Annotated in this window: 19 protein-coding genes and 1 pseudogene; 4 read left to right on the top strand and 16 right to left on the bottom strand. The window is 71.9% G+C overall.

The annotated features are described in order from the left end of the window. Positions 1–6: 6 nt before the first annotated feature. The 7 genes from topA to bldG form a co-directional block, all read right to left on the bottom strand. Positions 7–2,826 (bottom strand): type I DNA topoisomerase, encoded by a 2,820-nt coding sequence (gene topA, locus O1G22_RS18935; protein WP_270082420.1) that lies wholly within the window; start codon positions 2,824–2,826, stop codon positions 7–9. Positions 2,827–3,095: 269 nt separating this feature from the next. Beyond that, positions 3,096–3,293, bottom strand: a complete 198-nt coding sequence (locus O1G22_RS18940; protein WP_270082421.1) for a hypothetical protein — start codon at positions 3,291–3,293, stop codon at positions 3,096–3,098. Positions 3,294–3,853: 560 nt separating this feature from the next. Then, positions 3,854–5,374, bottom strand: coding sequence for a N5-glutamine methyltransferase family protein (locus O1G22_RS18945; RefSeq protein WP_270082422.1), 1,521 nt, complete (start codon positions 5,372–5,374; stop codon positions 3,854–3,856). An 88-nt stretch (positions 5,375–5,462) separates the two neighbouring features. After that, on the bottom strand, positions 5,463–6,089 hold the full coding sequence (locus O1G22_RS18950) for a small secreted protein (protein ID WP_270082423.1): 627 nt from the start codon (positions 6,087–6,089) through the stop codon (positions 5,463–5,465). Between the two features lie 237 nt (positions 6,090–6,326). Then, complete coding sequence (locus O1G22_RS18955; protein ID WP_270082424.1) at positions 6,327–8,729, bottom strand: sodium-translocating pyrophosphatase; 2,403 nt, start codon at positions 8,727–8,729, stop codon at positions 6,327–6,329. A gap of 271 nt (positions 8,730–9,000) precedes the next feature. Further along, entirely contained in the window at positions 9,001–9,435 is a 435-nt protein-coding gene (locus O1G22_RS18960) for an ATP-binding protein (RefSeq protein WP_225097279.1), read from the bottom strand. Between the two features lie 158 nt (positions 9,436–9,593). Further along, positions 9,594–9,935 carry an anti-sigma factor antagonist BldG gene (bldG, locus tag O1G22_RS18965; protein ID WP_225097280.1) on the bottom strand — a complete coding sequence of 114 codons (342 nt, stop codon included), beginning with the start codon at positions 9,933–9,935 and terminating at the stop codon, positions 9,594–9,596. 81 nt (positions 9,936–10,016) lie between these two features. Between bldG and O1G22_RS18970 the strand changes: the two genes are divergently transcribed. Continuing rightward, on the top strand, positions 10,017–12,671 hold the full coding sequence (locus O1G22_RS18970) for a DEAD/DEAH box helicase (protein ID WP_270082425.1): 2,655 nt from the start codon (positions 10,017–10,019) through the stop codon (positions 12,669–12,671). Between the two features lie 40 nt (positions 12,672–12,711). On the opposite strand, the pseudogene O1G22_RS44895 reads toward O1G22_RS18970, so the two are convergent. The 7 genes and pseudogenes from O1G22_RS44895 to ssd all read right to left on the bottom strand — a co-directional run. After that, positions 12,712–13,152: pseudogene (locus tag O1G22_RS44895) on the bottom strand (Rv3654c family TadE-like protein); the annotation flags it as partial. After that, positions 13,149–13,487: a TadE family type IV pilus minor pilin gene (locus tag O1G22_RS18980; protein ID WP_270082426.1), complete on the bottom strand. Its 339-nt coding sequence runs from the start codon at positions 13,485–13,487 to the stop codon at positions 13,149–13,151. The gene O1G22_RS18980 and the pseudogene O1G22_RS44895, both read right to left, overlap by 4 nt. Positions 13,488–13,509: 22 nt before the next feature. Beyond that, the gene (locus tag O1G22_RS18985; RefSeq protein ID WP_270082427.1) at positions 13,510–13,716 is read right to left on the bottom strand and encodes a DUF4244 domain-containing protein; all 207 of its coding nucleotides are present in this window, start codon (positions 13,714–13,716) and stop codon (positions 13,510–13,512) included. Between the two features lie 75 nt (positions 13,717–13,791). Next, the gene (locus O1G22_RS18990) at positions 13,792–14,571 is read right to left on the bottom strand and encodes a type II secretion system F family protein (RefSeq protein WP_270082428.1); all 780 of its coding nucleotides are present in this window, start codon (positions 14,569–14,571) and stop codon (positions 13,792–13,794) included. A gap of 98 nt (positions 14,572–14,669) precedes the next feature. Then, positions 14,670–15,551, bottom strand: a complete 882-nt coding sequence (locus tag O1G22_RS18995; protein ID WP_270082429.1) for a type II secretion system F family protein — start codon at positions 15,549–15,551, stop codon at positions 14,670–14,672. Positions 15,552–15,625: 74 nt separating this feature from the next. Next, positions 15,626–16,816 carry a TadA family conjugal transfer-associated ATPase gene (locus tag O1G22_RS19000; RefSeq protein WP_270082430.1) on the bottom strand — a complete coding sequence of 397 codons (1,191 nt, stop codon included), beginning with the start codon at positions 16,814–16,816 and terminating at the stop codon, positions 15,626–15,628. Continuing rightward, positions 16,813–17,919 (bottom strand): septum site-determining protein Ssd, encoded by a 1,107-nt coding sequence (ssd, locus tag O1G22_RS19005; RefSeq protein ID WP_270082431.1) that lies wholly within the window; start codon positions 17,917–17,919, stop codon positions 16,813–16,815. Before ssd ends, O1G22_RS19000 begins: the two co-directional genes overlap by 4 nt. Positions 17,920–18,513: 594 nt before the next feature. On the opposite strand from ssd, the gene O1G22_RS19010 reads away from it, so the two are divergent. After that, the gene (locus O1G22_RS19010; protein ID WP_270082432.1) at positions 18,514–19,344 is read left to right on the top strand and encodes an HAD family hydrolase; all 831 of its coding nucleotides are present in this window, start codon (positions 18,514–18,516) and stop codon (positions 19,342–19,344) included. A gap of 348 nt (positions 19,345–19,692) precedes the next feature. Here the strand turns inward: O1G22_RS19010 and O1G22_RS19015 are convergent, their stop codons facing one another. Next, entirely contained in the window at positions 19,693–20,556 is an 864-nt protein-coding gene (locus O1G22_RS19015) for a Fic family protein (RefSeq protein ID WP_428986380.1), read from the bottom strand. Between the two features lie 101 nt (positions 20,557–20,657). Here O1G22_RS19015 and O1G22_RS19020 point away from each other — a divergent pair, with 101 nt between their 5' ends. Beyond that, complete coding sequence (locus O1G22_RS19020; RefSeq protein WP_270082434.1) at positions 20,658–21,638, top strand: ATP-binding protein; 981 nt, start codon at positions 20,658–20,660, stop codon at positions 21,636–21,638. 3 nt (positions 21,639–21,641) lie between these two features. Here the strand turns inward: O1G22_RS19020 and O1G22_RS19025 are convergent, their stop codons facing one another. Then, positions 21,642–22,910 carry a polysaccharide deacetylase family protein gene (locus O1G22_RS19025; RefSeq protein ID WP_270082435.1) on the bottom strand — a complete coding sequence of 423 codons (1,269 nt, stop codon included), beginning with the start codon at positions 22,908–22,910 and terminating at the stop codon, positions 21,642–21,644. Between the two features lie 281 nt (positions 22,911–23,191). On the opposite strand from O1G22_RS19025, the gene O1G22_RS19030 reads away from it, so the two are divergent. Then, positions 23,192–25,843: a bifunctional SulP family inorganic anion transporter/carbonic anhydrase gene (locus O1G22_RS19030; RefSeq protein WP_270082436.1), complete on the top strand. Its 2,652-nt coding sequence runs from the start codon at positions 23,192–23,194 to the stop codon at positions 25,841–25,843. The last annotated feature ends 100 nt before the right edge of the window (positions 25,844–25,943 follow it).

The raw sequence follows: 25,943 nt of genomic DNA on the forward strand, positions 1-25,943 counted from the left end.
CCGGAATCAGTCCTCCGCGCCCGAAGCCGACGCCTTGGCGGCGGTCGTCTTCTTGGCCGCCGTGGTCTTCTTCGCGGCCGCGGTCGTCTTCTTCGCCGCCGTCTTCTTGGCCGCGGTCTTCTTCGCCGGGGCCGTCTTCTTGGCCACCGCCTTCTTCGCGGTCTTCTTGGCGGGCCCCTTCGCGCGCTTCTCGGCGAGCAGCTCGAAGCCGCGCTCCGGGGTGATCGTCTCGACGCTGTCGCCGGAGCGGAGGGTCGCGTTGGTCTCGCCGTCGGTGACGTACGGACCGAAGCGGCCGTCCTTGACCACGACCGGCTTGCCGGAGACCGGGTCCTCGCCCAGCTCCTTCAGCGGCGGCTTGGCGGCGGCGCGGCCACGCTGCTTGGGCTGGGCGTAGATCGCCAGCGCCTCCTCCAGCGTGATCGTGAAGAGCTGGTCCTCGGACTGCAGCGAGCGCGAGTCCGTGCCCTTCTTCAGATACGGGCCGTAGCGGCCGTTCTGCGCGGTGATCTCCTGGCCCTCGGCGTCGGTGCCGACGACGCGCGGCAGCGACATCAGCTTGAGCGCGTCGTCGAGCGTCACCGTGTCGAGCGACATCGACTTGAAGAGCGAGGCCGTGCGCGGCTTCACCGCGTTCTTGCCGGTCTTCGGGGTGCCCTCGGGGAGGATCTCGGTGACGTACGGGCCGTAGCGGCCGGCCTTGGCGACGATCTGGTGGCCCGTGGCCGGGTCGGCGCCCAGCTCGAAGTCGCCGCTGGGCTTGGCCAGCAGTTCCTCGGCCAGCTCCACGGACAGCTCGTCCGGCGCCAGGTCGTCCGGGATGTCGGCGCGCTGGTGCTCCTCGGTGTCCTTCTCGCCGCGCTCGATGTACGGGCCGTAGCGGCCGACGCGGAGCACGATGCCGTTGCCCACCGGGAACGACGACACCTCGCGCGCGTCGATCGCGCCCAGGTCGGTGACGAGCTCCTTGAGGCCGCCGAGGTGGTCCCCGTCGCCGTTGCCGGCCTCGGCCGCCCCGCCGTGACCTGTGCCCTCGCCGAAGTAGAACCTCTTCAGCCACGGCACGGCCTGCGCCTGACCAGCCGCGATGCGGTCGAGGTCGTCCTCCATCTTGGCGGTGAAGTCGTAGTCGACGAGCCGCCCGAAGTGCTTCTCCAGGAGGTTGACCACGGCGAAGGACAGGAAGGACGGCACCAGGGCCGTGCCCTTCTTGAAGACGTAGCCGCGGTCGAGGATCGTGCCGATGATCGACGCGTACGTCGACGGGCGGCCGATCTCGCGCTCTTCCAGCTCCTTGACCAGGGAGGCCTCGGTGTAGCGCGCCGGGGGCTTGGTGGCGTGGCCGTCGACCGTGATCTCCTCGGCGGACAGCGCGTCGCCCTCGGCGACCTGCGGCAGCCGGCGCTCGCGGTCGTCCAGCTCGGCGTTCGGGTCGTCGGCACCCTCGACGTAGGCCTTCAGGAAGCCGTGGAAGGTGATCGTCTTGCCGGAGGCGCTGAACTCGACGTCCCGGCCGTCGGCGGCGGCGCCACCGATCTTGACGGTCACACTGTTGCCGGTCGCGTCCTTCATCTGGGAGGCGACGGTCCGCTTCCAGATCAGCTCGTAGAGCTTGAACTGGTCTCCGGTCAGGCCGGTCTCGGCAGGAGTGCGGAAACGATCACCCGAGGGGCGGATCGCCTCGTGGGCCTCCTGCGCGTTCTTGACCTTCGCGGCGTAGGTGCGCGGCTGCGGCGGGAGGTAGTCCGCGCCGTAGAGCTGCGTGACCTGCGCACGGGCCGCCGCGATCGCCGTGTCGCTCAGCGTCGTGGAGTCCGTACGCATGTACGTGATGTAGCCGTTCTCGTACAGCTTCTGGGCGACCTGCATCGTCGCCTTCGCGCCGAAGCCGAGCTTGCGGCTGGCCTCCTGCTGCAGCGTCGTCGTACGGAACGGGGCGTACGGCGAGCGGCGGTACGGCTTGGACTCGACCGAGCGCACGGAGAAGCGGGTGCTCTCCAGGGCGGCGGCGAGGGCGCGGGCGGTCGCCTCGTCGAGGTGGAGGGTGTTCTCGCTCTTGAGTTGTCCCAGGGAGTCGAAGTCGCGGCCCTGCGCGATCCGCCTGCCGTCGACGGTCTGGAGGCGGGCGACCAGCGACGACGGGTCCGACGGGTCCCCCGCGCGGCCGGTCGCGAAGGTGCCCGTCAGGTCCCAGTACTCGGCAGAACGAAAAGCGATGCGCTCGCGTTCCCGCTCCACGACGAGACGCGTCGCGACGGACTGGACGCGGCCGGCCGACAGCCGGGGCATGACCTTCTTCCACAGGACCGGCGAGACCTCGTAGCCGTAGAGACGGTCGAGGATGCGGCGGGTCTCCTGGGCGTCGACCAGCTTCTGGTTGAGCTGGCGCGGGTTGGCGACGGCCTCGCGGATCGCGTCCTTGGTGATCTCGTGGAAGACCATCCGCTTGACGGGGATCTTCGGCTTGAGGACCTCCTGGAGGTGCCAGGCGATCGCCTCGCCCTCCCGGTCCTCATCGGTGGCGAGGAAGAGCTCGTCGGAGTCCTTCAGCAGGTCCTTGAGCTTCTTGACCTGCGCCTTCTTGTCAGCGTTGATCACATAGATCGGCTGGAAGTCATGGTCTACGTCCACACCGAGGCGACGGACCTCGCCGGTGTACTTCTCGGGCACCTCGGCGGCGCCGTTGGGGAGGTCGCGGATGTGCCCGACACTCGCTTCGACGACGTAGCCGGGGCCGAGGTAGCCCTTGATCGTCTTCGCCTTGGCAGGCGACTCGACGATGACGAGTCGGCGGCCGCCCTGTGCGGTCTCGCTGGTCGGGGACAACTTCGCTCTTCTCTCCGGTCGACGCTGTGGCCTCCCCAGGGCCTTCGTCCCGGGGTCGCGGCGTACTGCTGGCACGTGTGACGCTGCGGAGTGTGACGGTACATCCCGCCCCCGTGTCAAACGGGAAAAGCCCACAACGGCCACTCGAACGGTAACCCGACTACCGCCATTCCTGCCGCCCGGAGTACCTGGAGGCCCCACGACGCCTGTCCGGAGCGTGACGCTCCCCTTACTCCCGCGACACGCCCGGCGGGGTACGCCCGCCGACGTCAGAGGCAGGTCAGGCAGTACACGCCGAGGGCCAGCGCGGCCGTCCCGGCCACGCTCGCGAGGGTGGCCGATGCGACTTGGTTCACACCCTGGGCCACCGGCTCCCGGCGCCGGACGCGGGTCCCGGTCCAGGCCAGCAGGGCGCCTCCGAACAGGACGAACACCACTCCCGCGAAGATCGCCGGCCCGCTCTCCATCCCCGCGCTCCCCTTCCCCGCCGTCCGGCTCCGTCCAGCGCGGGGAGGGTGGCACGCGGGGGCGGCCGGCGGGTGACATCGGGGTGAACGGCGGGCCCATGTGACATCGAACACCAGATCGAGTGCGGCCCGCGCACACCCGGCACCCATACTTTTCCGGCCTTTTTGCCGACCCCGGCGCGTCCCGCACTCCGCGGCCACCGATTCCGGTCGCGTGCCGCGGGCATACGACGATGATCCCGACGCCGTGATGTGTCGATCCGACCACGCCTACGACAGCGGAGGCACGGCCGGTACGACACCTGCCCCGGCACGGCACACGCGCACCGCGCTCCCGGCGCCCCGGAAGGCACACGGCCCCGCCCCCACCGACCCGGCCCGCCCACCAGCTCCGGCCCCCGGCTCCCCGCCCCTCGCCCCTCGCCCCAGCCTCCCGGCCGAGCTGTCGGCGCAGGCCGGACATCGGCCCGCCGGTCAGGCCCCACGGCCCCACCCGTCTCACCCCCCCTCTCGCCCGGCTTCCGGCCGAGCCGTCGGCGCAGGCCGGGCGGGCGGCCGGGTCAGCCCAGCGGCTCCAGGAACCCCTGTTCCACCAGCAGCCGGATCTGTGCCGGTGTGCGGTCGCGGAGCAACACCGGGTCCTCGCCCACGAGTTGGGCGATGGCGTCCAGGATGCGGCCGGCGCTGAGCGTGCCGTCGCACACACCGGCGAAGCCCGCAGCGACCGTGTCCACCTTCGTGGCCCGGCGCATCCCACGGTGCTGGCGCAGCACCACGTGCTCCGGGTCCTCTGCGCCGGGCAGGCCGACCTGCTCCTGGACCACCTCGGCGGCCAGCCTGAAGTGGCCTTCGAGCAGCGCCGCGTCGTCGTGCTCGCGGAGATGGTCGAGACGCTCGAAGTGCGCCCGGATCGTGTCCCCGAGGGGCTGCTCGACCGGATGCGGCCACTCCTCCACGGTGACGACGGGCTCGGCGGACCCCGTACGGCGCAGGGTGATCCAGCCGAAGCCGACCGCCTTCACCTTGCGCGCCTCGAACTCGTCGAGCCAGGCGTCGTATCGCGCCTGGTACTCCGCCGGATCCCCGCGGTGGTCACCGGCGTCCCTCAGCCACAGCTCGGCGTACTGCGTGACGTCCTGCACCTCGCGCTGCACGATCCAGGCATCGCACCCGCGCGGCACCCACGACCTGAGTCTGTCCTGCCAGTCCTCCCCCTCCACGTGCTGCCAGTTGGCGAGGAACTGCGCGAACCCGCCCTCGTTCAGCCGTTCCCCCGCCTGCTGAACGAGCGAGCGGCACAGATCGTCCCCGCCCATCCCGCCGTCCCGGTAGGTGAGGCGGGCGCCGGGCGAGATGACGAAGGGCGGGTTGGAGACGATCAGGTCGAAGGTCTCGTCGTCCCGAACCGGTTCGAACAGCGAGCCCTCGCGCAGGTCGGCGGCGGGGGCGGCGGAGAGCGCGAGTGTGAGCGCGGTGATGTGAAGGGCGCGCGGGTTGAGGTCGGTCGCCGTCACGCGCGTGGCGTGCTGGGCGGCGTGCAGCGCCTGGATGCCCGAGCCGGTGCCGAGGTCCAGGGCGGACGCGACCGGCGTACGGACGGTGATGCCGGCGAGGGTCGTGGAGGCACCGCCGACGCCGAGTACGACACCCTCGTCGCGCTGCCCGATCCCGCCGGCTCCGCCCACCGCGCAGCCCAGGTCGGAGACGATGAACCAGTCCTCGCCGCCGGGGCCGCCGTAGGGCCGTACGTCCACGGTCGCGGCCACCTCGTCGCCGCCCGCGCGCGTGAGCCACCCGGCGTCGAGGGCCTCCTCGGCGGGCAGAACGTGCGCCACGCGCGCGTACGGCACCGGTTGCTGGAGCAGGAACAGCCGTACGAGCGTCTCCAGCGGCGTGTCGCCACGGGTGGCGCGCAGGGCGGGCACGGTCTCGCTGCGGGCCAGCGCCGCGTACGCGGAGGCGCCGAGCAGGTCGAGCAGCCCGTCGGCGGTGAAGGAGGCGGCCAGCAGCGCGTCCCGCAGGCGCGCGGCGGTCTCGGGCCGGTCGGAAGCGGGCAGGGAGGCGAGTCCGGAGTCAGTCACGTCCCCATTGTGGCCCGCGGCGGAGGCCCGGGGCCGACCGCGCGCGGGCCGTTCGCCGACGTCAGCCCCTCGTGGCCCGCGCCGTCCGTCAGCCGGTGGTCGACTGCGCCGTCGGGGACGCGGACACGGACGCGGCGGCGACCTTGCAGCTGGGCTGCTGGGCCATCGCCTGCTTGACGTCGCCCTCCTCCAGCCGCTTCAGCGCCTCCGTGCCGTTGCTGCTCTGCTTGCCGACCTCGTCCGTCTGGGTGGCGGCGACGTCCTTGAGTCCCTGGGCGAACTTGATCTGGTCCTTGGTGTCGAGCCCGTCGACCTTCTTCTTCAGGTTGACGTACGACGTGGAGAGGCCGACGAGGTTCTTGGCGGCGTCCTGCTGCCGCTTGGCGCCGTCGCCGATGCCGGGGGGCGCGCCGGCCTTGTCGATGGCGTCGGCGAGCGCCTGGTAGCCGTCGGCCAGATCCTGGAAGGCCTGCGAGTAGGTCTTCTGGGCGCTCTGCGGCGGGAGGTTGCTGTCCGTGGCGATGGACGCGATCGACGCGTTGGCCGCCTTGATCTTGGCGTCCTGCGCGGGCACCGCGTCACACACGGTCTTGGCCCAGGCGACCAGCTTGGGGTCGGGCCCCTTGCTGCCGCCGCCGCTGCTGCCGGTGCAGCCCGTCAGCGCCACCACCAGTACCGCACCGCCGGACAGTGCGGCCGTGAGCTTCTTGTTCACCGGATCGGTCCCTTCCATGGCTCTCGGCCCACGGACCCTACACGGCGGACGCACACCCCCAGCACCCCGTACGCCCCCTAAAGCACTTTTTGTTACTTTTTGCACCATGGGAGACAAGGCTCACCACGTGGGCGAGCCCACACACGGATCCGCAGACGCGGGTGGGCGGACGGCACGTCAACACGCGCCGTCCGCCCACCCGTTGCACAGGGCCTCGCGAACGAACCAGGATTACGGCTACGAAACCACCGCCGTGTTGGGCGAGTTGGCGACCCGCTCGGCACTCTCGTCGTCGCCGACGGCGATGCCGCGCCGCTTGGAGATGTACACGGCGGTGACGATCACCACGAGCGCGAGGATCGCGATCAGGATCCGTACGCCGAGGTTCTTGTCGTTGCCGTAGGAGAACTTGATCACCGCGGGCGCAATGAGCAGCGAGACCAGGTTCATGACTTTCAGCAGCGGGTTGATCGCCGGTCCGGCGGTGTCCTTGAAGGGGTCGCCGACCGTGTCGCCGATCACCGTGGCCGCGTGGGCGTCGCTGCCCTTGCCGCCGTGGTGGCCGTCCTCCACCAGCTTCTTGGCGTTGTCCCAGGCGCCGCCGGAGTTGGCGAGGAACACCGCCATCAGCGTGCCCGCGCCGATCGCGCCGGCGAGGTAGGAGCCGAGCGCGCCGACGCCGAGCGTGAAGCCGACGAAGATGGGCGCCATCACGGCGAGCAGACCTGGTGTGGCCAGCTCCCGCAGGGCGTCCTTGGTGCAGATGTCGACGACACGCCCGTACTCGGGCTTCTCGGTGTAGTCCATGATCCCGGGGTGCTCGCGGAACTGCCGCCGCACCTCGAACACCACCGAACCCGCCGAGCGCGACACGGCGTTGATGGCCAGCCCGGAGAAGAGGAAGACGACCGCGGCGCCCGCGATGAGGCCGACGAGGTTGTTGGGCTGCGAGATGTCCAGGGACAGGCTCAGCGGCGCGCCCCGCCCGGTGAGCTTCTCCCCGACGCCCTGCACATTGGTGGTGATCGCGTCGCGGTACGACCCGAACAGCGCCGACGCCGCGAGGACAGCCGTGGCGATGGCGATGCCCTTGGTGATGGCCTTGGTCGTGTTGCCGACCGCGTCCAGGTTGGTGAGCACCTGCGCGCCCGCGCCCTGGACGTCGCCGGACATCTCGGCGATGCCCTGGGCGTTGTCGGAGACCGGCCCGAAGGTGTCCATGGCGACGATCACGCCGACCGTGGTGAGCAGGCCGGTGCCGGCCAGCGCGACCGCGAACAGCGCCAGCATGATCGACGTACCGCCGAGCAGGAACGCACCGTACACGCCGAGACCGATGAGCAGCGCGGTGTAGACGGCAGACTCCAGGCCGAGCGAGATGCCCGACAGCACGACCGTGGCCGGGCCGGTGAGGGAGGTCTTGCCGACGTCCCGGACGGGGCGACGGTTGGTCTCGGTGAAATAGCCGGTGAGCTGCTGGATGACGGCGGCGAGCAGGATGCCGATGGCGACCGCGACGAGGGCGAGGATCCGCGGATCGCCGTCCTTGCCCCGGATCGCCGCGTCCGTCACGCCGTGCAGGTCGGAGTACTTCGAGGGCAGGTAGACGAAGACCGCGACCGCGACCAGCGCGAGGGAGATCACCGCGGAGATGAAGAAGCCGCGGTTGATCGCGGTCATGCCGCTGCGGTCGGCGCGGCGCGGGGCGACCGCGAAGATGCCGATCATCGCGGTGAGGACGCCGATCGCGGGCACGAGCAGCGGGAACGCCAGCCCGGAGTTGCCGAAGGCGGCCTTGCCGAGAATCAGCGCGGCCACCAGGGTCACGGCGTACGACTCGAACAGGTCGGCCGCCATGCCCGCGCAGTCGCCGACGTTGTCGCCCACGTTGTCGGCGATGGTCGCGGCATTGCGCGGATCGTCCTCCGGAATGCCCTGCTCGACCTTGCCGACCAGGTCGGCGCCGACGTCGGCGGCCTTGGTGAAGATGCCGCCGCCCACCCTCATGAACATGGCGATCAGGGCGGCGCCGAGGCCGAAGCCCTCCAGCACCTTCGGCGCGTCGGCCGCGTACACCAGCACCACGCAGGAGGCGCCCAGCAGGCCGAGGCCCACCGTGAACATGCCGACGACGCCGCCTGTGCGAAATGCGATCTTCATCGCGGTGTGCGAGACGGTGGTGAGATCCTTTTCCGGTTCCCCCGGTGCCGGTGTGGCTTCCCGGGCGGCCGCGGCGACGCGCACATTGCTGCGCACGGCCAGCCACATGCCGATATAGCCGGTGGCCGCCGAGAAGGCAGCGCCGATCAGGAAGAACACCGATCGCCCGGCCCGCTGATTCCAGTTGTCCGCGGGCAGCAGCATGAGCAGGAAGAACACGACGACGGCGAATACGCCGAGCGTGCGCAACTGCCGGGCGAGATACGCCTTCGCGCCTTCCTGGACCGCCTCGGCGATCCGCTTCATGCTGTCGGTGCCCTCGCCCGCGGTGAGCACCTGGCGCACCAGGACCCCCGCGACCACCAGCGCGGCCAGGGCGATCACGGCGATGACGGCCACGAGGATCCGGTTGTGAGCGGTCAGGACCGCGGCCGCGAGGGTGACGGAGTGATCCGATGGAGAGGTAGAAAGCCCGGCCATTCGTCCTCCTTGACGCTTGGGCTGAGCTCAAGATGTGGACGGATTCTAGGTACCCCGGAGTGATCTCAACAGAGCACGGTAAACGGAATTAGCCTCCACCGGCTCATCGGCAAATGATCGAGTTCCCGCCAGTCCACCCGAATGGCGTAATGCCTTCAAAGCATTGCCGGCGATCGCCAATGATCGTGAATTCCTTCACGAATTCGTGTGCGCGCCGGAAAAACACCGAGGGCCCTGCTCGGCAGGGCCCTCGTGAAGTGGTGCGCGACGCTCAGAGAACGGCCGCCGACGGCGGTGCCGTCGGCCAGGTCATCCGGATGAGACCGCCGTCCTTGCCGGTGGTCACCTTCACGTCGTCGACGAGGCCGCTGATGACCGCGAGGCCCATCTCGTCCTCCTCGACGTCCGCCTCGACGTCCTGCGCTCCGCCGGGCGTGTCGCCCCGCGGCGTGGCGTGCGGGGCCTCGTCGCCGACCTCGATGGAGAACTGTTTCTCCTCCTCGATCAGCGCCACCTTCACGGGTGCCGAGATACCGACGCTCTGGTGCAGCCCGACAGCACGGGAGCAGGCCTCGCCGACGGCGAGCCGGACCTCGTCCAGGACGGCCTCGTCCACTCCGGCCCTGCGTGCCACCGCGGCCGCCACCAGGCGGGCGGTCCGGACATGCTCGGGCAGCGCGCTGAAGCGGAGTTCGACGGTGGCCATGCATCCCCCTCGCGAAACGGGCGTGCGGTCGGGGGCGGGGCCGCCGAGCGCCCGCACCCCCAGATGTACTTCTGTGTCCGGGTCACCTCATCGGCCCGGACGGGACCGTCCGGCGTCGGGCTCCCGGCGGAAGCCCGACACCGGAGAGCGGTCCACGGTCAGTCGGTGGCCTGCACCGCGTCCTCGACCGAGGTGTGGATCGGGAACACCTTGGTGAGGCCGGTGATACGGAAGATCTTGAGAATGCGCTCCTGGTTGCAGACCAGGCGCAGCGAGCCCTCGTGGGCACGCACCCGCTTCAGGCCGCCGACCAGCACGCCGAGCCCGGTGGAGTCGAGGAAGTCCACGCCCTCCATGTCGACGACGAGGTGGAAATTCCCGTCGTTCACCAGCTCGACCAGCTGCTCGCGCAGCTTGGGCGCGGTATACACGTCGATTTCGCCACCGACTTTGACGACCGTACGATCGCCGACGGTCTCGGTCGACAGGGACAGGTCCACGGGTCCTCCAGCACCTTGCTATCGAGCGGTCGTCCCTCGGGCATCTCGGCTTGCGGCCCCCGGGACGCTTCGCCAGCCGCGATGGCATTCAATCACTTACCGGCAGGCGTGCACGACGCCTTGGCTCCATTGTCCGTCACGCCAGTGACACACTCGGTGCCGATGGCCAAGAATCACCGATCCGATCGATCCCCGGCGGACCCGGCATCCCGCCCGTCTCCGAGCGCGGTCCTGGACCGGCTCGCCTCCGGGCCGAGCCGGGCTGCGCGCATCACTCATACGGAGCACTTGCCCCCGCGCGCGGGCCGCCATGCCGTCTGGCCTGACCGGATTCGGTCCGAGGTGATCGCGGCCGTGCAGGAGCGCGGCATCGAGCACCCCTGGGCGCACCAGGCGCTGGCCGCCGAGCACGCCCTGGACGGCGACTCGGTGGTGGTCGCCACCGGCACCGCCTCCGGCAAGTCCCTCGCGTACCTCGTGCCCGTCCTGTCCGCCCTCCTGGAGGGCTCCGAGGCGCCCACCCAATGGACACAGCAGCGCGAAGCGCTTCCACGGGGCGGTGGCGGGCGACGGGTGGGCGGGCGTGGCGCCACCGCGCTCTACCTCGCCCCGACCAAGGCGCTCGCGGCGGACCAATGCCGTTCGGTGAAGGAACTTTCACAAACTCTGGGCACTGCCGTACGCCCCGCGGTGTACGACGGGGACACCCCGTTCGAGGAACGCGAGTGGATCCGTCAGTACGCCAACTACGTCCTGACCAACCCCGACATGCTGCACCGCGGGATACTCCCCTCCCACCCGCGCTGGTCCTCCTTCCTGAAGGCGCTCAAGTACGTCGTCGTCGACGAGTGCCACACCTACCGGGGCGTCTTCGGCTCCCACGTCGCCCAGGTACTGCGCCGCCTGCGCCGCCTGTGCGCCCGCTACGGCTCCTCGCCCGTCTTCCTGCTGGCCTCGGCGACCGCCGCTGAGCCGTCCGTCGCCGCCCGCCGGCTGACCGGCCTGCCGGTGGTCGAGGTCGCCGACGACGCCTCCCCGCGCGGGGAGCTCGTCTTCGCCCTGTGGGAGCCCCCGCTCACCGACCTGCACGGCGAGAAGGGCGCCCCCGTCCGGCGTACCGCCACCGCCGAGACCGCCGACCTGCTGACCGACCTGACCGTGCAGGGCGTGCGCTCGGTCGCCTTCGTACGGTCCCGGCGCGGCGCCGAGCTGATCTCGGTCATCGCCCAGGAGCGGCTGGCCGAGGTCGACCGCTCCCTGGTCCGGCGGGTCGCGGCCTACCGGGGCGGCTACCTCCCCGAGGAGCGGCGCGCCCTGGAACGCGCCCTGCACTCCGGCGAACTCCTCGGCCTCGCCGCCACGACGGCCCTGGAGCTGGGCGTGGACGTCTCCGGCCTGGACGCGGTGGTGATCGCCGGCTATCCGGGCACGCGCGCGTCCCTGTGGCAGCAGGCGGGCCGCGCGGGCCGCTCCGGACAGGGCGCCCTGGCGGTCCTGGTCGCCCGCGACGATCCGCTGGACACCTTTCTGGTCCACCACCCGGAGGCCCTGTTCGACCAACCGGTGGAATCGACGGTCCTCGACCCCGACAACCCCTACGTCCTCGCCCCGCATCTGTGCGCCGCCGCCGCGGAACTGCCGCTGACCGAGGAGGACCTGGACCTCTTCGGCCCCGCCTGCGCGGATGTGCTGCCGCAGCTGGAGGCCGCGAAGCTGCTGCGCAGACGGACCAGGGCCTGGCACTGGACCCGCCGGGAGCGGGCCGCCGATCTGACCGACATCCGCGGCGCGGGCGGCAGCCCCGTGCAGGTCGTGGAGGCCGGCACCGGCCGCCTGCTGGGCACGGTCGACGCGGCCGCCGCGCACGCCACGGTCCACGAGGGCGCGGTCCATCTGCACCAGGGCCGCACGTATCTGGTGCGCTCGCTCGACCTGGAGGACTCGGTCGCCCTGGTCGAGCAGGCCGATCCGCCGTACTCCACGGTCGCCCGCGACACCACCTCGATCTCCGTCCTGGAGACGGACACCGAGATCCCCTGGGGCTCCGGCCGCCTGTGCTACGGCTCCGTCGAAGTCACCAACCAGGTGGTCTCCTTCCTCCGCAGACGCCTGATCACCGGTGAGGTGCTCGGCGAGACCAAACTCGACCTCCCTCCGCGCACACTGCGCACGCGCGCGGTGTGGTGGACGGTCACCGACGACCAACTGGACGAGGCCCGGATCAACCCGGAGATCCTCGGCGGCTCCCTGCACGCCGCCGAACACGCCTCGATCGGCATGCTCCCCCTGTTCGCCACCTGCGACCGCTGGGACATCGGGGGCGTGTCCGTCCCGCTCCACCCCGACACCCTCCTTCCGACGGTCTTCGTCTACGACGGCCACCCCGGCGGCGCGGGCTTCGCCGAGCGCGCCTTCCACACCGCCCGCACCTGGCTCACCGCCACCCGCGAGGCCATCGCCTCCTGCGAGTGCGAGGCCGGCTGCCCGTCCTGCATCCAGTCCCCCAAGTGCGGCAACGGCAACGACCCGTTGCACAAGCGGGGGGCGGTCCGCCTCCTCACGGTGCTGCTGCGGGGAGCGCCGGACGAGAAGCCCGGGGAGGGGTCGACTGCGGGGCCGCAGGAGGAGCCTGAGCAGACGTCGGCGGTGGGGCCGCAGGAGGAGCCTGGGCAGACGTCGGCGGTGGGGCCGCAGGGGGAGTCGGCAGCGGCACCGCAGGGCCCGCTCTCGACCTGACCTCCGCCGTGAACGGTCCGCTTCCCGACGCCACCGTCACGTCCGAGGTCTCGCCCACGATCGCGCACCGCACCAGCCGTACCCCCTGGGCCGCCGCCACCCGCTCGGCCCGGGCGCAGGCCGCCGCCCCGCCCTCGGCCCAGTGGTCCGCCGCCGCGAGCGCCGCCAGATCCGCGCCGCCGGCAGCGCGATGCCGGACGACGACGGCGTGCCCGAGCGCGAGCACGGCACCGAACACCGCGCACAGCAGGGCGATCACCCCGAGGCTCCACACCGTGGCGGAACCCCGATCCCGACCGGAACACGGCCGGCCTCGCCCCTGCCCCGGCGCCGACTCCCGCTCCCTTGCCCTCTCCGGCCTCCCCGCCGCCTCCGGCTTCCTTGCCGCCTCCGGCACACAGCCCGCCCGGCCGGGGAGGCCGATCCGCCGCCTGCCGTACGCGCGCGTGGGACCGCAGACCGGCTCGTCCCCCTCTCTCACGGCCCCTCCTCCCGCACTCCCACCGTCTCCTCGGCCAGCGCCACGGCCTGTTCGCGGACCTCGAAGGGCAGCCCGCTCAGCACCGGCGGCCTGGCCGTCACCGTGACCCGGACCTGGTCGCCCTCGCGCTCCACGGTCACGCGTGCCCCGCGCGGCGCCGCATCCCGGGTCACCGTCACCACCGCGTCGGCCGGGTCCTGCCGGGCGGCGGCACGGGCGCCGGTGCGGGCCGCGTCCACGCACTGGATCTGCGCCGCCACCATGAGCAGCCCCCAGACCAGCGCCATCGTGAACGCCACCAGCACACAGAGCACCACGGCCGCCTCCGCGGTCACAAACCCCCGGTCCGCCCCTCGCTCACATCCGCGCACTGAGGGCCCTCTTCACGATGTCCTGGAGCTCCGCCCGGACCTCGCCGCTGGTGACGACCTCGTAGAGCAGCAACGCGAATCCGACGGCCGCGATGATCCCCATCGCGTACTCCGACGTCACCATGCCGGCGTCCTTCCGGCACCTGCCCCGCAGCCGTACCGCCGCCGCGACTGCCTTGATCTTCCTGTTCATTCCAACCCCCGTGAGGTTCAGGTCATTTGTGGTCATGTGCATGGACTCACTCGCTCGTGTTCGCCGCTGTGAAACTCACCCCCCTCCCCTCACCCCGCCCGCGAGTCCGATCACGACGGGGAGCACCCCGACCGCGATGAAGGCCGGCAGGAAGCACAGGCCGACGGGCGCGGAGATCAGTACGGCGGCGCGCCGGGCCCGGGCCGTCGCCGTGCGGGCCCACTGCGCACGGGCGTCCGAGGCGAGCCGGGCAGCGGGGCCCGCCGCGGGCAGCCCGGACTCGTCGGCCCGCTCCAGCAGCCGCGCCAGCGCTCCCGCACCGGGCAGCGCGGCCAACCGGCGCCAGGCGTCCGCCGGTTCACCACCGAGCCGTACCTCCGCCGCGCCCCGCGCCAGCGCCTGGCCGACGGACCCGCCGAGCGCCTCCCCCACCGCCTGGGCGGCGATCACCGGTCCGGCGCCGGCCGCGATGCAGGCGGCCAGCAGATCGGCGGCGAGCGGCAGTTGCCGTGCGGCCGCGGCGGTGTCCACCCGCTCCGCCGAACCGGCCGCCGTCTGCCGGCTCCGCCACCGCCACAGCCCGGCGCCGACGACCAGCCCCAGGACGACACCGGTCGGGCCACCGACCAGCACCCACGCGCCACACCCGGCCCCGGCCGGCGGCAGCCACCGCCACACCGCGCCGACGGCCTCGAACGACCGCCTCGGCCCCCGTGCGTCCAGCGCCAGCAACTCGGCCACCCGCCGCCGCGCCCGACTACGCCGCCGCACCAACTCCAGCCACCGAACCCCCCAGCCGAGTCCCAGCACCACGACGACGGCCATCCCCACCCTGTGGACAACTTCCCCGCTCATACCGCCCGTTCTCCTCGCCCGTTTCCGCACTGCCCACCAGCACCGGCTCACTCCGCACCCCGCCCATACGCCCCGCTCACACCGCCGCCTTCCGCCGCTCACGCCGCCTCCGCACCCCGCACGATCCGTACCGCCCACCCCATCCCGGCCGCCTCGAAGGCCACGCCCACGGCGAGGCAGCCCAGTCCTGCGCCGGTGTGCAGAAGTACGTGGAGCGGGGTGGCGCCCATGGCCGTGCCGAGGAGAAGACCGAGGGCGGGCAGGGCGGCGAGCAGGACCGCCGTGGCCCGGGCTCCGGCCAGCTGGGCGCGCAGGTCGGCGCGTTGGTCCCGTTCAGCGCGCAGGGCCGTGTCCAGCCGGTCCAGGCCGGCCGCGAGTCCGGCGCCCTGGTGCACGGCCACCCGCCAGCACGCGGCCAGTCCGAGCAGCCCCTCGGCACCCGGTTGCCGAGCGGCCGCGGCGAGCGCTCCGGGCACGTCCCCGCCGAACCGCGCCGCCGCGACGACGGCCGCCTGTGCGTCCCCGAGCCCGCCCGTGTCCCGCGCGGCCCGGGGCAGGGCCTCACCCGGCTGTCGTCCGGCGCGCACCTCCCCGGCGAGGGACCCGCACAGGGCGATCACCGCGTCCGCCCGTCGCTCCCGGTCCCGCCGGGCCTGCCGGGCCAGCCGCACCCGGCGCAGCACCGGCACCCCGGCCACCCCCGCGACGACCGGAATCACCGAGGTGCCCAGCACCGCGAGCAGCAGCCCGGCCGCGAGCGCACACCACTCGGCACCCAACCGGCCGCACAGTCGCCGCAGTTCCGCGCTCACCTGTTCCCAGGAGGGCGGTCCGGTCGGCACCACTCCGCCGCCCGCGAGCAGCAGCCGCGCACGCCGCATCCCGTGATGCCGCCCGCCCTGCAGCCAGACCAGCGCACCGACACAGACCAGCGCCGCACCCAGGGACGTCTCACCGACCCCACTGATCACATCCGTCACCTCTCTCACTCACCTCTCCCAGCACCTGTTCCGGTCACCTGTCCCGCTCACCTCTCCCCCTCGGCCCTCAGCCCTCAGCTCTCCTCGAACTCCCCCGCCGGACCGAGCAGTTGCCGCAGCCGCTCCCAGCCCCGCTCCCGGACGAAGGCCCGCTCGCCCCAGCGCAGCGCGGGCACCGTCCGCACCAGTCCCGCGCCGTCCCGCTCCAGCACATGCACCTCGGCGATCCGGCGCCGCCCGGAGCGATCCCGTGCGAGGTGCAGGACGACGCAGAGCGCGGCCGCGAGCTGGCTGTGCAGGGCGGCCCGGTCGAGCCCTGCGGCCGTGGCCAGTGCCTCCAGCCGGGCCGGGACGTCCGCGGCGGCGTTCGCGTGGACCGTGCAACAGCCGCCCTCGTGGCCGGTGTTCAGGGCCGCGAGCAGATGCACGACCTCGGGTCCGCGCACCTCGCCGACGACCAGTCGGTCGGGCCGCATCCGCAGCGCCTGCCGGACGAGGTCCTCCAGGGTGACGAGGCCGGCGCCCTCCTGGTTGGCGGGCCGGGTCTCCAGCCGGACGACGTGCGGGTGGTCCGGTCGCAGCTCGGCCGAGTCCTCGGCGAGCACGATCCGTTCGTCCGCTCCGACCAGGCCCAGCAGGGTGCTGAGCAAGGTCGTCTTGCCGCTCCCGGTGCCGCCGCTGACGAGAAAGGAGAGCCGGGCCGCCAGCAGCGCCCGCAGGATCCGGTCGCCGCCGGGCGGCACCGTGCCGGCCGCGACCAGTTCCTCCAGGGTGAACGCCCGGGGCCGTACGACCCGCAGGGACAGGCATGTGCAGCCGACGGCGACCGGGGGCAGCACCGCGTGCAGCCGGGTGCCGTCGGGCAGCCGGGCGTCCGCCCACGGCCGGGCGTCGTCCAGGCGCCGTCCGGCCACGGCGGCCAGCCGCTGCGCGAGGCGTCGTACCGCCGCCGGGTCCGGGAAGGTCACCGGGGTCAGCTCCAGGCCGCCGCCGCGGTCCACCCAGACCCGGTCCGGGGCCGAGACCAGGACGTCGGTGACGTCCGGATCGGCGAGCAGCGGCTCCAGCGGGCCGCTGCCGACCAGTTCGCTGCGCAGGTGTGCGGCCGCGCCGAGGACTTCGGCGTCACCGAGCACCCGACCCTGTTCGCGCAGAGCCTGCGCCACCCGCGCCGGGGTGGGTTCGGCGCCGCTCTCTGCCAGCCAGCGCCGGACGCCGTCGAGCAGGGCGGCGCCGTCGGCCCGGTCGAGTCCGGGGAGCGTCATCGGGTGCCTCCGGCCTCGACCAGCGCCCGCTCCCAGAAGACCGTGCAGAAGCGGGCGAGCGGGCCGCGCCCGGTCGCGCCGGGCGGTTTCGTACCGCCCTGGGGGCGCAGCAGTGCCGGCTCGACCGGGACCTCGCCGGCCAGCGGCAGACCGAGGAGCCGGGCCACCTCCGTGGCGTCCAGGCCGGGCGCGTACGGCCCGCGCACGGCCAACCGCACATCGCGTACGACCATGCCGACGGCGGACGCCACCCGCCCGGCGGCCGCGACCGCTCGCAGCTCGGCGGGGACGACGAGCAGGGCCAGGTCGAGCTGGGCGAGGGCTTCGGCGACGCCGTCGTCGAGGCGGCGGGGCAGATCGACGACGACCGTGCCGCCGCGCCGCCGGGCTGCGGCGAGCACCGCGCGCACCGCCTGGTGCGGGACGGCGACGCAGTCGCCGCGGTCCCAGCTGAGCACGCGCAGCGCGTGCACCTCCGGCAGCGACTCCTCCAGCGCGCCGCCGCCGACCCGCCCCCGGGAGGCGGCGAAGGCGGGCCAGCGCAGCCCTTCGGCGCTCTCCCCGCCGAGGAGTACGTCGAGTCCGCCGCCGAGCGGATCGGCGTCCACGAGGAGGGTGCGCAGTCCCTCGCGCGCGGAGGTGACAGCGAGGGCACACGCGAGCGTGGACGCGCCGGCCCCGCCGCGGCCGCCGATCACCCCGACGGTGAGGGCCGGGCGGCCGACGCCCTCGGCGACGTCCGCGATGCGGTCGACCAGCCACTGCTCGCCGTCGGGCAGCATCAGGACGTGGTCGGCGCCGATCTGGACGGCTCGTTTCCACACCCCCGAGTCGTCCTGGTCCCGGCCGACCAGCACCACTCCGCGGCGGCGCGCGGCCCCGCCGACGCGCCGGGCGGCGTCATCGCCGACCAACACGAGCGGGGCCGTCGCCCAGCCGTCGCCGTGGTCCGGGACGCAGGGATGGACCTCGGGTGTGGCGCCGGCGGCCGCGCACAGGCGCAGCAGGTCGTCCAGGAGTTCGGCGTCCTCGGTGACGATCAGCGGCCGGCCCGGCCGGTCCGAGGTGCCGGGCGGCGGGTCGTGGGTGACAGTTCCGGTCACGGGTGTTCCCCCTTCGCTGCGTGGGCCGCGCAGCCCCTGCGGCCCCGCGTTTCCCAAAGATGTGGAGAACCGGCAAGCAGGCCTCCATATGAACGGCCGACGGAAACCGGCCATACGCGCTCCGGCAATCGGAACCGGCCATGAACTCGCCCCGGGCCGCGGTGCGCTGGAATCACGGTGCAGCGAACGGCGAAATAATGTGGATCTTGGTCGAAAACTGTGGACAACTCCGGGCCTGTGAATATCTCCGTCACCCATACCGGTGACGCCTGTACCGATCCCTGTGCGACTTCCACAGAGCAGCCCAGAGATTACCGTGAGTAACGGATCATGGGCATGCCGAAGCGACGGCCGCTGCGGCGCCGGAGCGGCCGTACGGTCGCGGAAAGAAGGGGAAGGAGGGTGAAAACCCGTCCGGACATGCGACGACCCCCGCCGGGGGGGAGAGCGGGGGTCGTCCCCACGGCCGACTCGGGGGGGGAGGAGTCGGACCGGGTTAGCACGGTCGCGAACGATCCGTGACTTCCATGGTGTACCCGAGAGCCCTCTCAGGCAAACCCACGCGCCCCACCTTACGCCGAATGGTGGGCGCCTATGCTCAGGGACGTGGAAAACCACTCCTTGCCCCGCGCGGCAGCCTTCTTTGACCTGGACAAGACGGTCATTGCGAAGTCGAGCACGCTCACCTTCAGCAAGTCCTTCTACCAAGGCGGGCTGATCAACCGCAGGGCCGCGCTGCGTACCGCCTATGCCCAGTTCGTCTTCCTGGCCGGCGGCCTGGATCACGACCAGATGGAGCGCATGCGCGAGTATCTGTCCGCCCTCTGCCGCGGCTGGAACGTGCAGCAGGTGCGGGAGATCGTGGCCGAGACGCTGCACGACCTGATCGACCCGATCATCTACGACGAGGCCGCCTCCCTCATCGAGGAGCACCACACGGCCGGACGAGACGTGGTGATCGTGTCGACCTCGGGCGCCGAAGTGGTCGAGCCGGTCGGCGAACTGCTGGGTGCCGACCGGGTGGTGGCCACACGCATGGTCGTCGGCGAGGACGGCTGCTTCACCGGGGAGGTGGAGTACTACGCCTACGGCCCGACCAAGGCCGAGGCGATCCGCGAGCTGGCCGCGTCCGAGGGGTACGACCTCGACCGCTGCTACGCCTACAGCGACTCGGTGACCGATCTGCCGATGCTCCAGACGGTCGGACACCCGCACGCGGTCAACCCGGACCGCGCACTGCGCCGCGAGGCACTCGCGCGCGGGTGGCCGGTTCTGGCGTTCCGCCGGCCCGTCCCGCTCAAGAAGCGACTGCCCGCGCTGTCGGTCCCGCCCCGACCCGCGCTCGTCGCGGCGGCGGCGATAGGAGCGGCGGCCGCGACCGCCGGTCTCGTCTGGTACACCAGCCGGCGCCGGAGCACCGCCTGAACGCCGCCCGTTTCACCCGCGTTTGAACCTGAAAGTAAAGAAGTGCAGGCAGGGGTTCCGCTTCCTCCCGGCTCGCGGTAGAAAGAACATAGGCCCGCGAGACCAAAGGACATCCGCGAGGATCACCTATCACTACGCACTTGGCCCACGGACCCCGCATGAACACCGGGCACCCACGCGACGTCGACCCGTCGATTACGGGCCAGCAGCACCAGGTGACGGGCAAAGTCCCCGACCTGATGGGCACATATCGAGGACGCTTGGTAACCCGATGAGCATGCCAGCGGCGGTACGAGCACTCGTACCGCCGCAACCCGTGTCCGGCCCCGCGGCGCCGCCCTCGCCCGCTCAGGCCGCGCCGCGCTGCAGCGCCTCGCACACCGCCGTCGACTCACGCACACCCAGCTCGACCGCCTTCCCGCAATGGGCGATCCAGGCAGCCATGCCCTCGGGGGTGCCTGAGACGTATCCGTCCAACGCGGCCAGATAGGAGGCGCGGCCCAGTTCGGCGTGCCCGACCTCGGCCGGGCAGATCGCCTTCGGATCCAGGCCGCTGCCGATCAGCACGATCCGTTCGGCCGCGCGCGCGACGAGCCCGTTGTGGGACACGAAGGGCCGCAGCGCGAGCAGTTCGCCGTGCACCACGGCGGCCGTCACCAGCGCGGGCGCCGACGTTCCGGCGATGATCAGGTCCGCGAGCGCCTCCAGCCGGCCCGATACCTCCGCGGCATCCGGCAGCGACAGCTCGATCAGCGGCTCGTCCACCGGCTCGCCGGCCTGGCGCGGCCGGCCGACCTTCTCGCCGGCACTCGCCGCGGCCACCAGATGCAACCGGGCCAGCACCCGCAGCGGCGACTGCCGCCAGATCGACAGCAGCTGCCCCGCCTCGGCCGACAGCCGCAGGGCGGCGCCCATCACGCGCGCCTCGGCATCGCCGCTGAAGTCGGTACGCCGCCGCACCTCCTCCAGGGCCCAGTCGGCACCGGACAGCGCCGCGGAGCCGCGGGCGCCGCGCAGGGCCGCCTCGGCGGTGATCTCGGTGCTGCGGCGCCGCATGACCCGGTGTCCGTAGACCCGGTCCACGGCCTTGCGCACGGACTCCACGGACTCGGCCACACCGGGCAGCGAGCCCAGGGCCGCAAGGGGGTCCCCCCTGTGCGAGCTCATTCGAGAGCTTGGGGGCGGATCGGCGGTCGCGCCTGTCGTACTCATGAGTACGACCCTACGCACCTCTTCGGCCGACCCCTCGAAGGAGTGGTCTTCTTCACTTCCACCTGACACATACAGCTATCACCCGACTACCGTTGGTGAACATGAAAATTGCTTTCGTCGGGAAGGGCGGCAGTGGCAAGACCACACTCTCCTCCCTCTTCATCCGCCATCTCGCGGCCACCGGCGCCCCGGTGGTCGCCATCGACGCGGACATCAACCAGCACCTCGGCCCGGCGCTCGGCCTCGACGAGGCGGAGGCAGCCGCACTGCCCGCCATGGGCGAGCGGCTGTCGCTGATCAAGGACTACCTGCGTGGCGGCAACCCGCGCATCCCCTCGGCCGCGACGATGATCAAAACGACCCCGCCCGGCGAGGGCTCGCGCCTGGTGCGCGTGCGCGAGCCGAACCAGATCTACGACGCCTGCGCACGTCCGGTGGAACTCGACGGGGGCGCCGTCCGTTTGATGGTCACCGGCCCCTTCACGGACGCCGACCTGGGGGTCGCCTGCTACCACTCCAAGACGGGAGCGGTGGAGCTGTTCCTGAATCACCTCGTCGACGGCCCCGGCGAGTACGTCGTGGTCGACATGACGGCGGGTTCGGACTCCTTCGCCTCCGGCATGTTCACCCGCTTCGACATGACGTTCCTCGTCGCCGAGCCGACCCGGAAGGGGGTCTCCGTCTACCGCCAGTACAAGGAGTACGCCCGCGACTTCGGCGTCGCTCTGAAAGTCGTCGGCAACAAGATCCAGGAACAGGACGACATCGACTTCCTGCGCGCGGAGGTCGGGGACGACCTGCTCGTGACGGTCGGGCGCTCGGACTGGGTCCGCGCCATGGAGAAGGGCCGCCCGCCCCGGTTCGACCTCCTGGAAGAGGCCAACTCCCGTGCCCTGCATACCCTCAAGGACGCCGCGGACGCCACGTACGAGCTGCGGGACTGGGAGCGCTACACCCGCCAGATGGTGCACTTCCACCTGAAGAACGCCGAGGCCTGGGGCAACGAACGCACCGGGGCCGACCTGGCAGCGCAGGTCGACCCCTCCTTCGTGCTCGGCGAGAGTGTGGCAACTCCGGTCTGACGCCTACTGCCTGACCGCCGGCGCCCCGGGCACGCCCTTGGGCGCCGGAGCCGGACCGCCGGAAAGGAAGGACGCCCAGCTCTGCCGGGGCGCCTCGCCCACCTTCAGGGTGCGCAGCTTCTCCAGGGTCTTCGGGTCCTGGGCGTCCAGCCAGTCGGCCAGCTGATGGAAGGACACGCAGCGCACGTCCGGCTTGTTGCACACCTCCTTCACCGTGTCCTCGACGGCGCGCATGTACGTGCCACCGTTCCAGGACTCGAAGTGGTTGCCGATGATCAGCGGCGCGCGGTTGCCGTCGTAGGCCCGGTAGAAGCCCTTGACGAGGCCGTCGCGCATCTGGTCGCCCCAGTAGTCGAACTTGTCGGGGTCGCCCTGGGTCTGGGTACCGGACTGGTTGACCATGAAGTTGTAGTCCATGGTCAGCTGCTCGAAGGTGTGCCCGGGGAAGGGCACCAGCTGCATCGACAGGTCCCACAGGCCCTCCTTCTTCTTGGGCCAGACCTGGTTGTTGACGCCGCTGGAGTCGTAGCGGAAGCCCAGGTCGTGGGCGGCCTTCATGAAGTTCTTCTGGCCTTCGAGGCAGGGGGTGCGGGCGCCGATCAGCTCCTTGTCGTAGTCGAAGGGCAGCGGGGCCGCGTTCTTCATGCCGGTGTTGGTCTTCCAGGTCTTCACGAACTGCTTGGCCTGGGCGATCTCGCTCTTCCACTCGTCCACCGACCAGGTGCCGACCCCGCCGTCGGGCCCGCAGAAGTGACCGTTGAAGTGGGTGCCGATCTCGTTGCCCTCCAGCCAGGCCAGCCGCGCCTGCTTGACGGTGTCGGCGATCCCCTGCTCGTCGTTGAAGCCGATGTCCGAGCGCCCCGGCGAGTGCTGCGGGGGCTTGTAGAGGTCGCGCTTGTCCTCCGGCAGCACGTACACACCGCTGAGGAAGTACGTCATGGTCGCGTTGTTCTCCTTGGCGACCTTGCGGAAGTGCGAGAACAGCTTCTGACGGTCCTCGCCCGCGCCGTCCCAGGAGAAGACGACGAACTGCGGCGGCTTCTGACCGGGCTTCAGCCGCTCGGGCCGGGGCAGATGCGGCTGCGCGCCGGTGTACGCGGTCGATCCGTCACCGATCAGCCGGACCACGCTCTTGGGCGGCGCCGGCGCACCCTTCGGCGGACCGGACACCCCTTCCTTGGAACCGTGGGAGCCGGTCGCGCAACCGGCGAGCGACGAGGCGCAGGCCGCGGCGACCACGACGCCGACGGCGATCCTCTGGGTGGCGGTCATGCTCCGCCCACCTTCTTCCTTCTCTCGGACAGACGCTGACGATGGCCGTTTTCTGGTGAAGTGCCGGGCTTGCACCGACAGTGCGGCCAAGGTCGCACGGGAGCGAGAAGGAATTAGTACGACAAGCCGATCGATTGATTACTTCACTCACATGGGGGATCTAATGCGCTATTTGCCCCGAAAAGCTATGCCCTTTCTTTACTTTGCGTTACTCTTCATTTACTGACAGTGCTCCATCCCGCCCCAGTCCGCGCCCACGCCGCCCCGGAGGAGACGGGACCATGCCGACCTGCGCACCCCCTCACACCCAGCACCCCCACCCGCCGCACAGCCCGCCGGCCGGGCTCCGTAGGCGCTTCCCTGTCGGGACCGCCGACCTGTCCGCGTCCGTCGCGGTCTTCCTGATCGCCCTGCCCCTGTCCCTCGGCATCGCCCTGGCCACCGGCGCCCCGCTCCAGGCCGGTCTCGTCGCCGCGGCCGTGGGCGGGCTCGTCGCCGGCCGGCTCGGCGGCTGCCCGCTCCAGGTCAGCGGGCCCGCCGCCGGACTCACCGTCGTCACCGCCGACCTGATCCACCGCTACGGCTGGCGGGCGACCTGCGGCATCACCGTCCTCGCCGGACTCGCCCAGCTCGCGCTCGGCTGTCTGCGGGTGGCTCGCGGCGCGCTCGCGGTCAGCCCGGCGGTCGTGCACGGCATGCTCGCCGGCATCGGCATCACCATCGCCGTCGCCCAGCTGCACATCGTCCTCGGCGGCAGCCCGGACAGCACGGTCGTCGCCAACCTCAGTGCACTGCCTACCCAGTTGGCTCAGTTGCACCCGGGTGCCGCGTCGATGAGCGCGCTCACGCTCGCCCTGCTGCTGGCCTGGCCCCGGCTCCCCGGCCGGACCGGACGGCTGCTGCGCAGGGTGCCGGCCGCCCTCGTCGCCGTGACCGGGGCCACCGCCACAGCAGCCCTCGCCGGACTCGACCTGCCCCGGGTCGATCTGCCGTCCTGGCGCAGCCACGCCCTGGCCGGGCTGCCCGAGGGACCGGTCCTCGGCATCGCCGCCGCCGTACTCACCACCACCCTGGTGTGCAGCGTGCAGTCGCTGCTCGGCGCGGTGGCCGTGGACAAGCTGGTCGCCGCCCGCTCCGGCCCGGTCTCTCGCGTCGGCCGCTCCGACCTCGACCGGGAGCTGCTGGCCCAGGGCGCCGCCAACGTCGTCTCCGGGGCGCTCGGCGGGCTGCCGGTCGCGGGGGTGGCGGTGCGCAGCGCGGCCAATGTGAACTCCGGTGCCGAAAGCCGGAACTCCACGATGCTGCACGGCGTTCTCGTAGTAGTCGCCGCGCTGCTGATGGTCCCGGTCCTGGAGGAGATCCCGCTCGCCTCCCTCGCCGCCCTGGTGATGGCCGTCGGCATCCGGATGGTGTCCCTGCACCACATCCGCACAGTGACGCGCCACCGCGAAGTGCTGGTCTACGCCGCGACCACACTCGGCGTGGTGCTCCTCGGCGTCCTCCAGGGCGTGGCCCTCGGAGTCGCCGTGGCGGTCGCCGTCGCCCTGCACCGCCTCGCCCGCACCCGCATCACCCATGACCAGCAGGAAGGAGTCCATCACGTACGTGTCCGAGGCCAGTTGACGTTCCTCGCCGTGCCCCGGCTCAGCAGAGCCCTGCAGCTCGTACCCCAAGGCGCCCACGCCGTCGTGGAGTTGGACGGGTCGTTCATGGACCACGCGGCGTACGAGTCACTGCAGGACTGGCGCGCCGCCCACACCGCGCGCGGCGGTACGGCCGAGCTGTCGGGCCGACGCGGCGGAATCCGGACCGCCACCGGGCCCACCCCGACCGGCTCCGCCCCAGCCGACACCACCTGGACCACCCTGACCGACACCACCGGCTCCACCCTGACCACCGGAACCCTCGACGCCACCGCCCCGGCTCGGTCCGCCCCGTGCCCGTGCCGCCCCTGGACGCCCTGGCGCAACCACCAGGAGTGCGCCACGGGGAGACCGTCCACCCCGGCGGGGCAGGCGCCGGGGCAGCAGGCGGAGCGGGCGGCAAGACGGGAACTGGCGCGTGGCATCAGCTCGTTCCAGCGTCACACCGCGCCGCTGGTGCGGGCGGAGCTGGCCCGGCTCGCCCGGGAGGGCCAGCGCCCCGCGCAGCTCTTCCTGACCTGCGCCGACTCCCGGCTCGTCACGTCGATGATCACCGCCAGCGGTCCCGGCGACCTGTTCGTCGTCCGCAACATCGGCAACCTGGTGCCACCGCCGGGCGAGGAGCACGGCGACGACTCGGTGGCGGCGGCCATCGAGTACGCGGTGGAGGTGCTCGGGGTGCGCTCCATCACCGTGTGCGGGCACTCGGGATGCGGGGCGATGCAGGCGCTGCTGTCCGACGCGCACGGTGCCAGGGGGGCCGCCGAGACCGCGACCGGCGGTCCCGGGTCCGGGTCCGGGTCGGGGTCCGGGTCCGGGTCCGGGTCGGGGTCCGGGTCGGGATCCGGGTCGGGGTCCGGCGAGACCGTACCTGGCGAACCCAGGCCCATCGAGACCGCAGCCGGCGACTCCGGGTCCGCCACAACCGCATCCGCCGAACCTGCTTTCGCCGGCGCGCCGACCCCTCTGCGCCGCTGGCTCCGGCACGGGATGCCGAGTCTCGCCCGGATGGACCGGGACCGCCACAGCCGGCCCCGGCTGGCCGGGCGGGCGCCGGCGGACGCGGTGGAGCAGCTGTGCCTGGTCAACGTGGTGCAGCAGCTGGAGCATCTGAGGGCGCACCGGCCGGTCGCCCAGGCGCTGGCCAGGGGCGAGCTGGAGCTGCACGGGATGTACTTCCACGTGGCCGAGGCGCAGGCGTATCTGCTCGCGGAGGCGGCAGGAGACAGGGTGTTCGAGGACGTCAGGGAGGGCGTCACGGTGGAAGAGGAGGCACGCGATGCGGTGTGAGCCACCGAATTCGGAACAGGTCTAAACCAATTTTGGCGACGACCCTTGTCATGGGACCCCCACGTCTGATGAGCTGTGGCCTGGGACACAACGGACACCC

This window comes from Streptomyces camelliae (assembly GCF_027625935.1).
Taxonomy (GTDB): Bacteria; Actinomycetota; Actinomycetes; order Streptomycetales; family Streptomycetaceae; genus Streptomyces; species Streptomyces camelliae.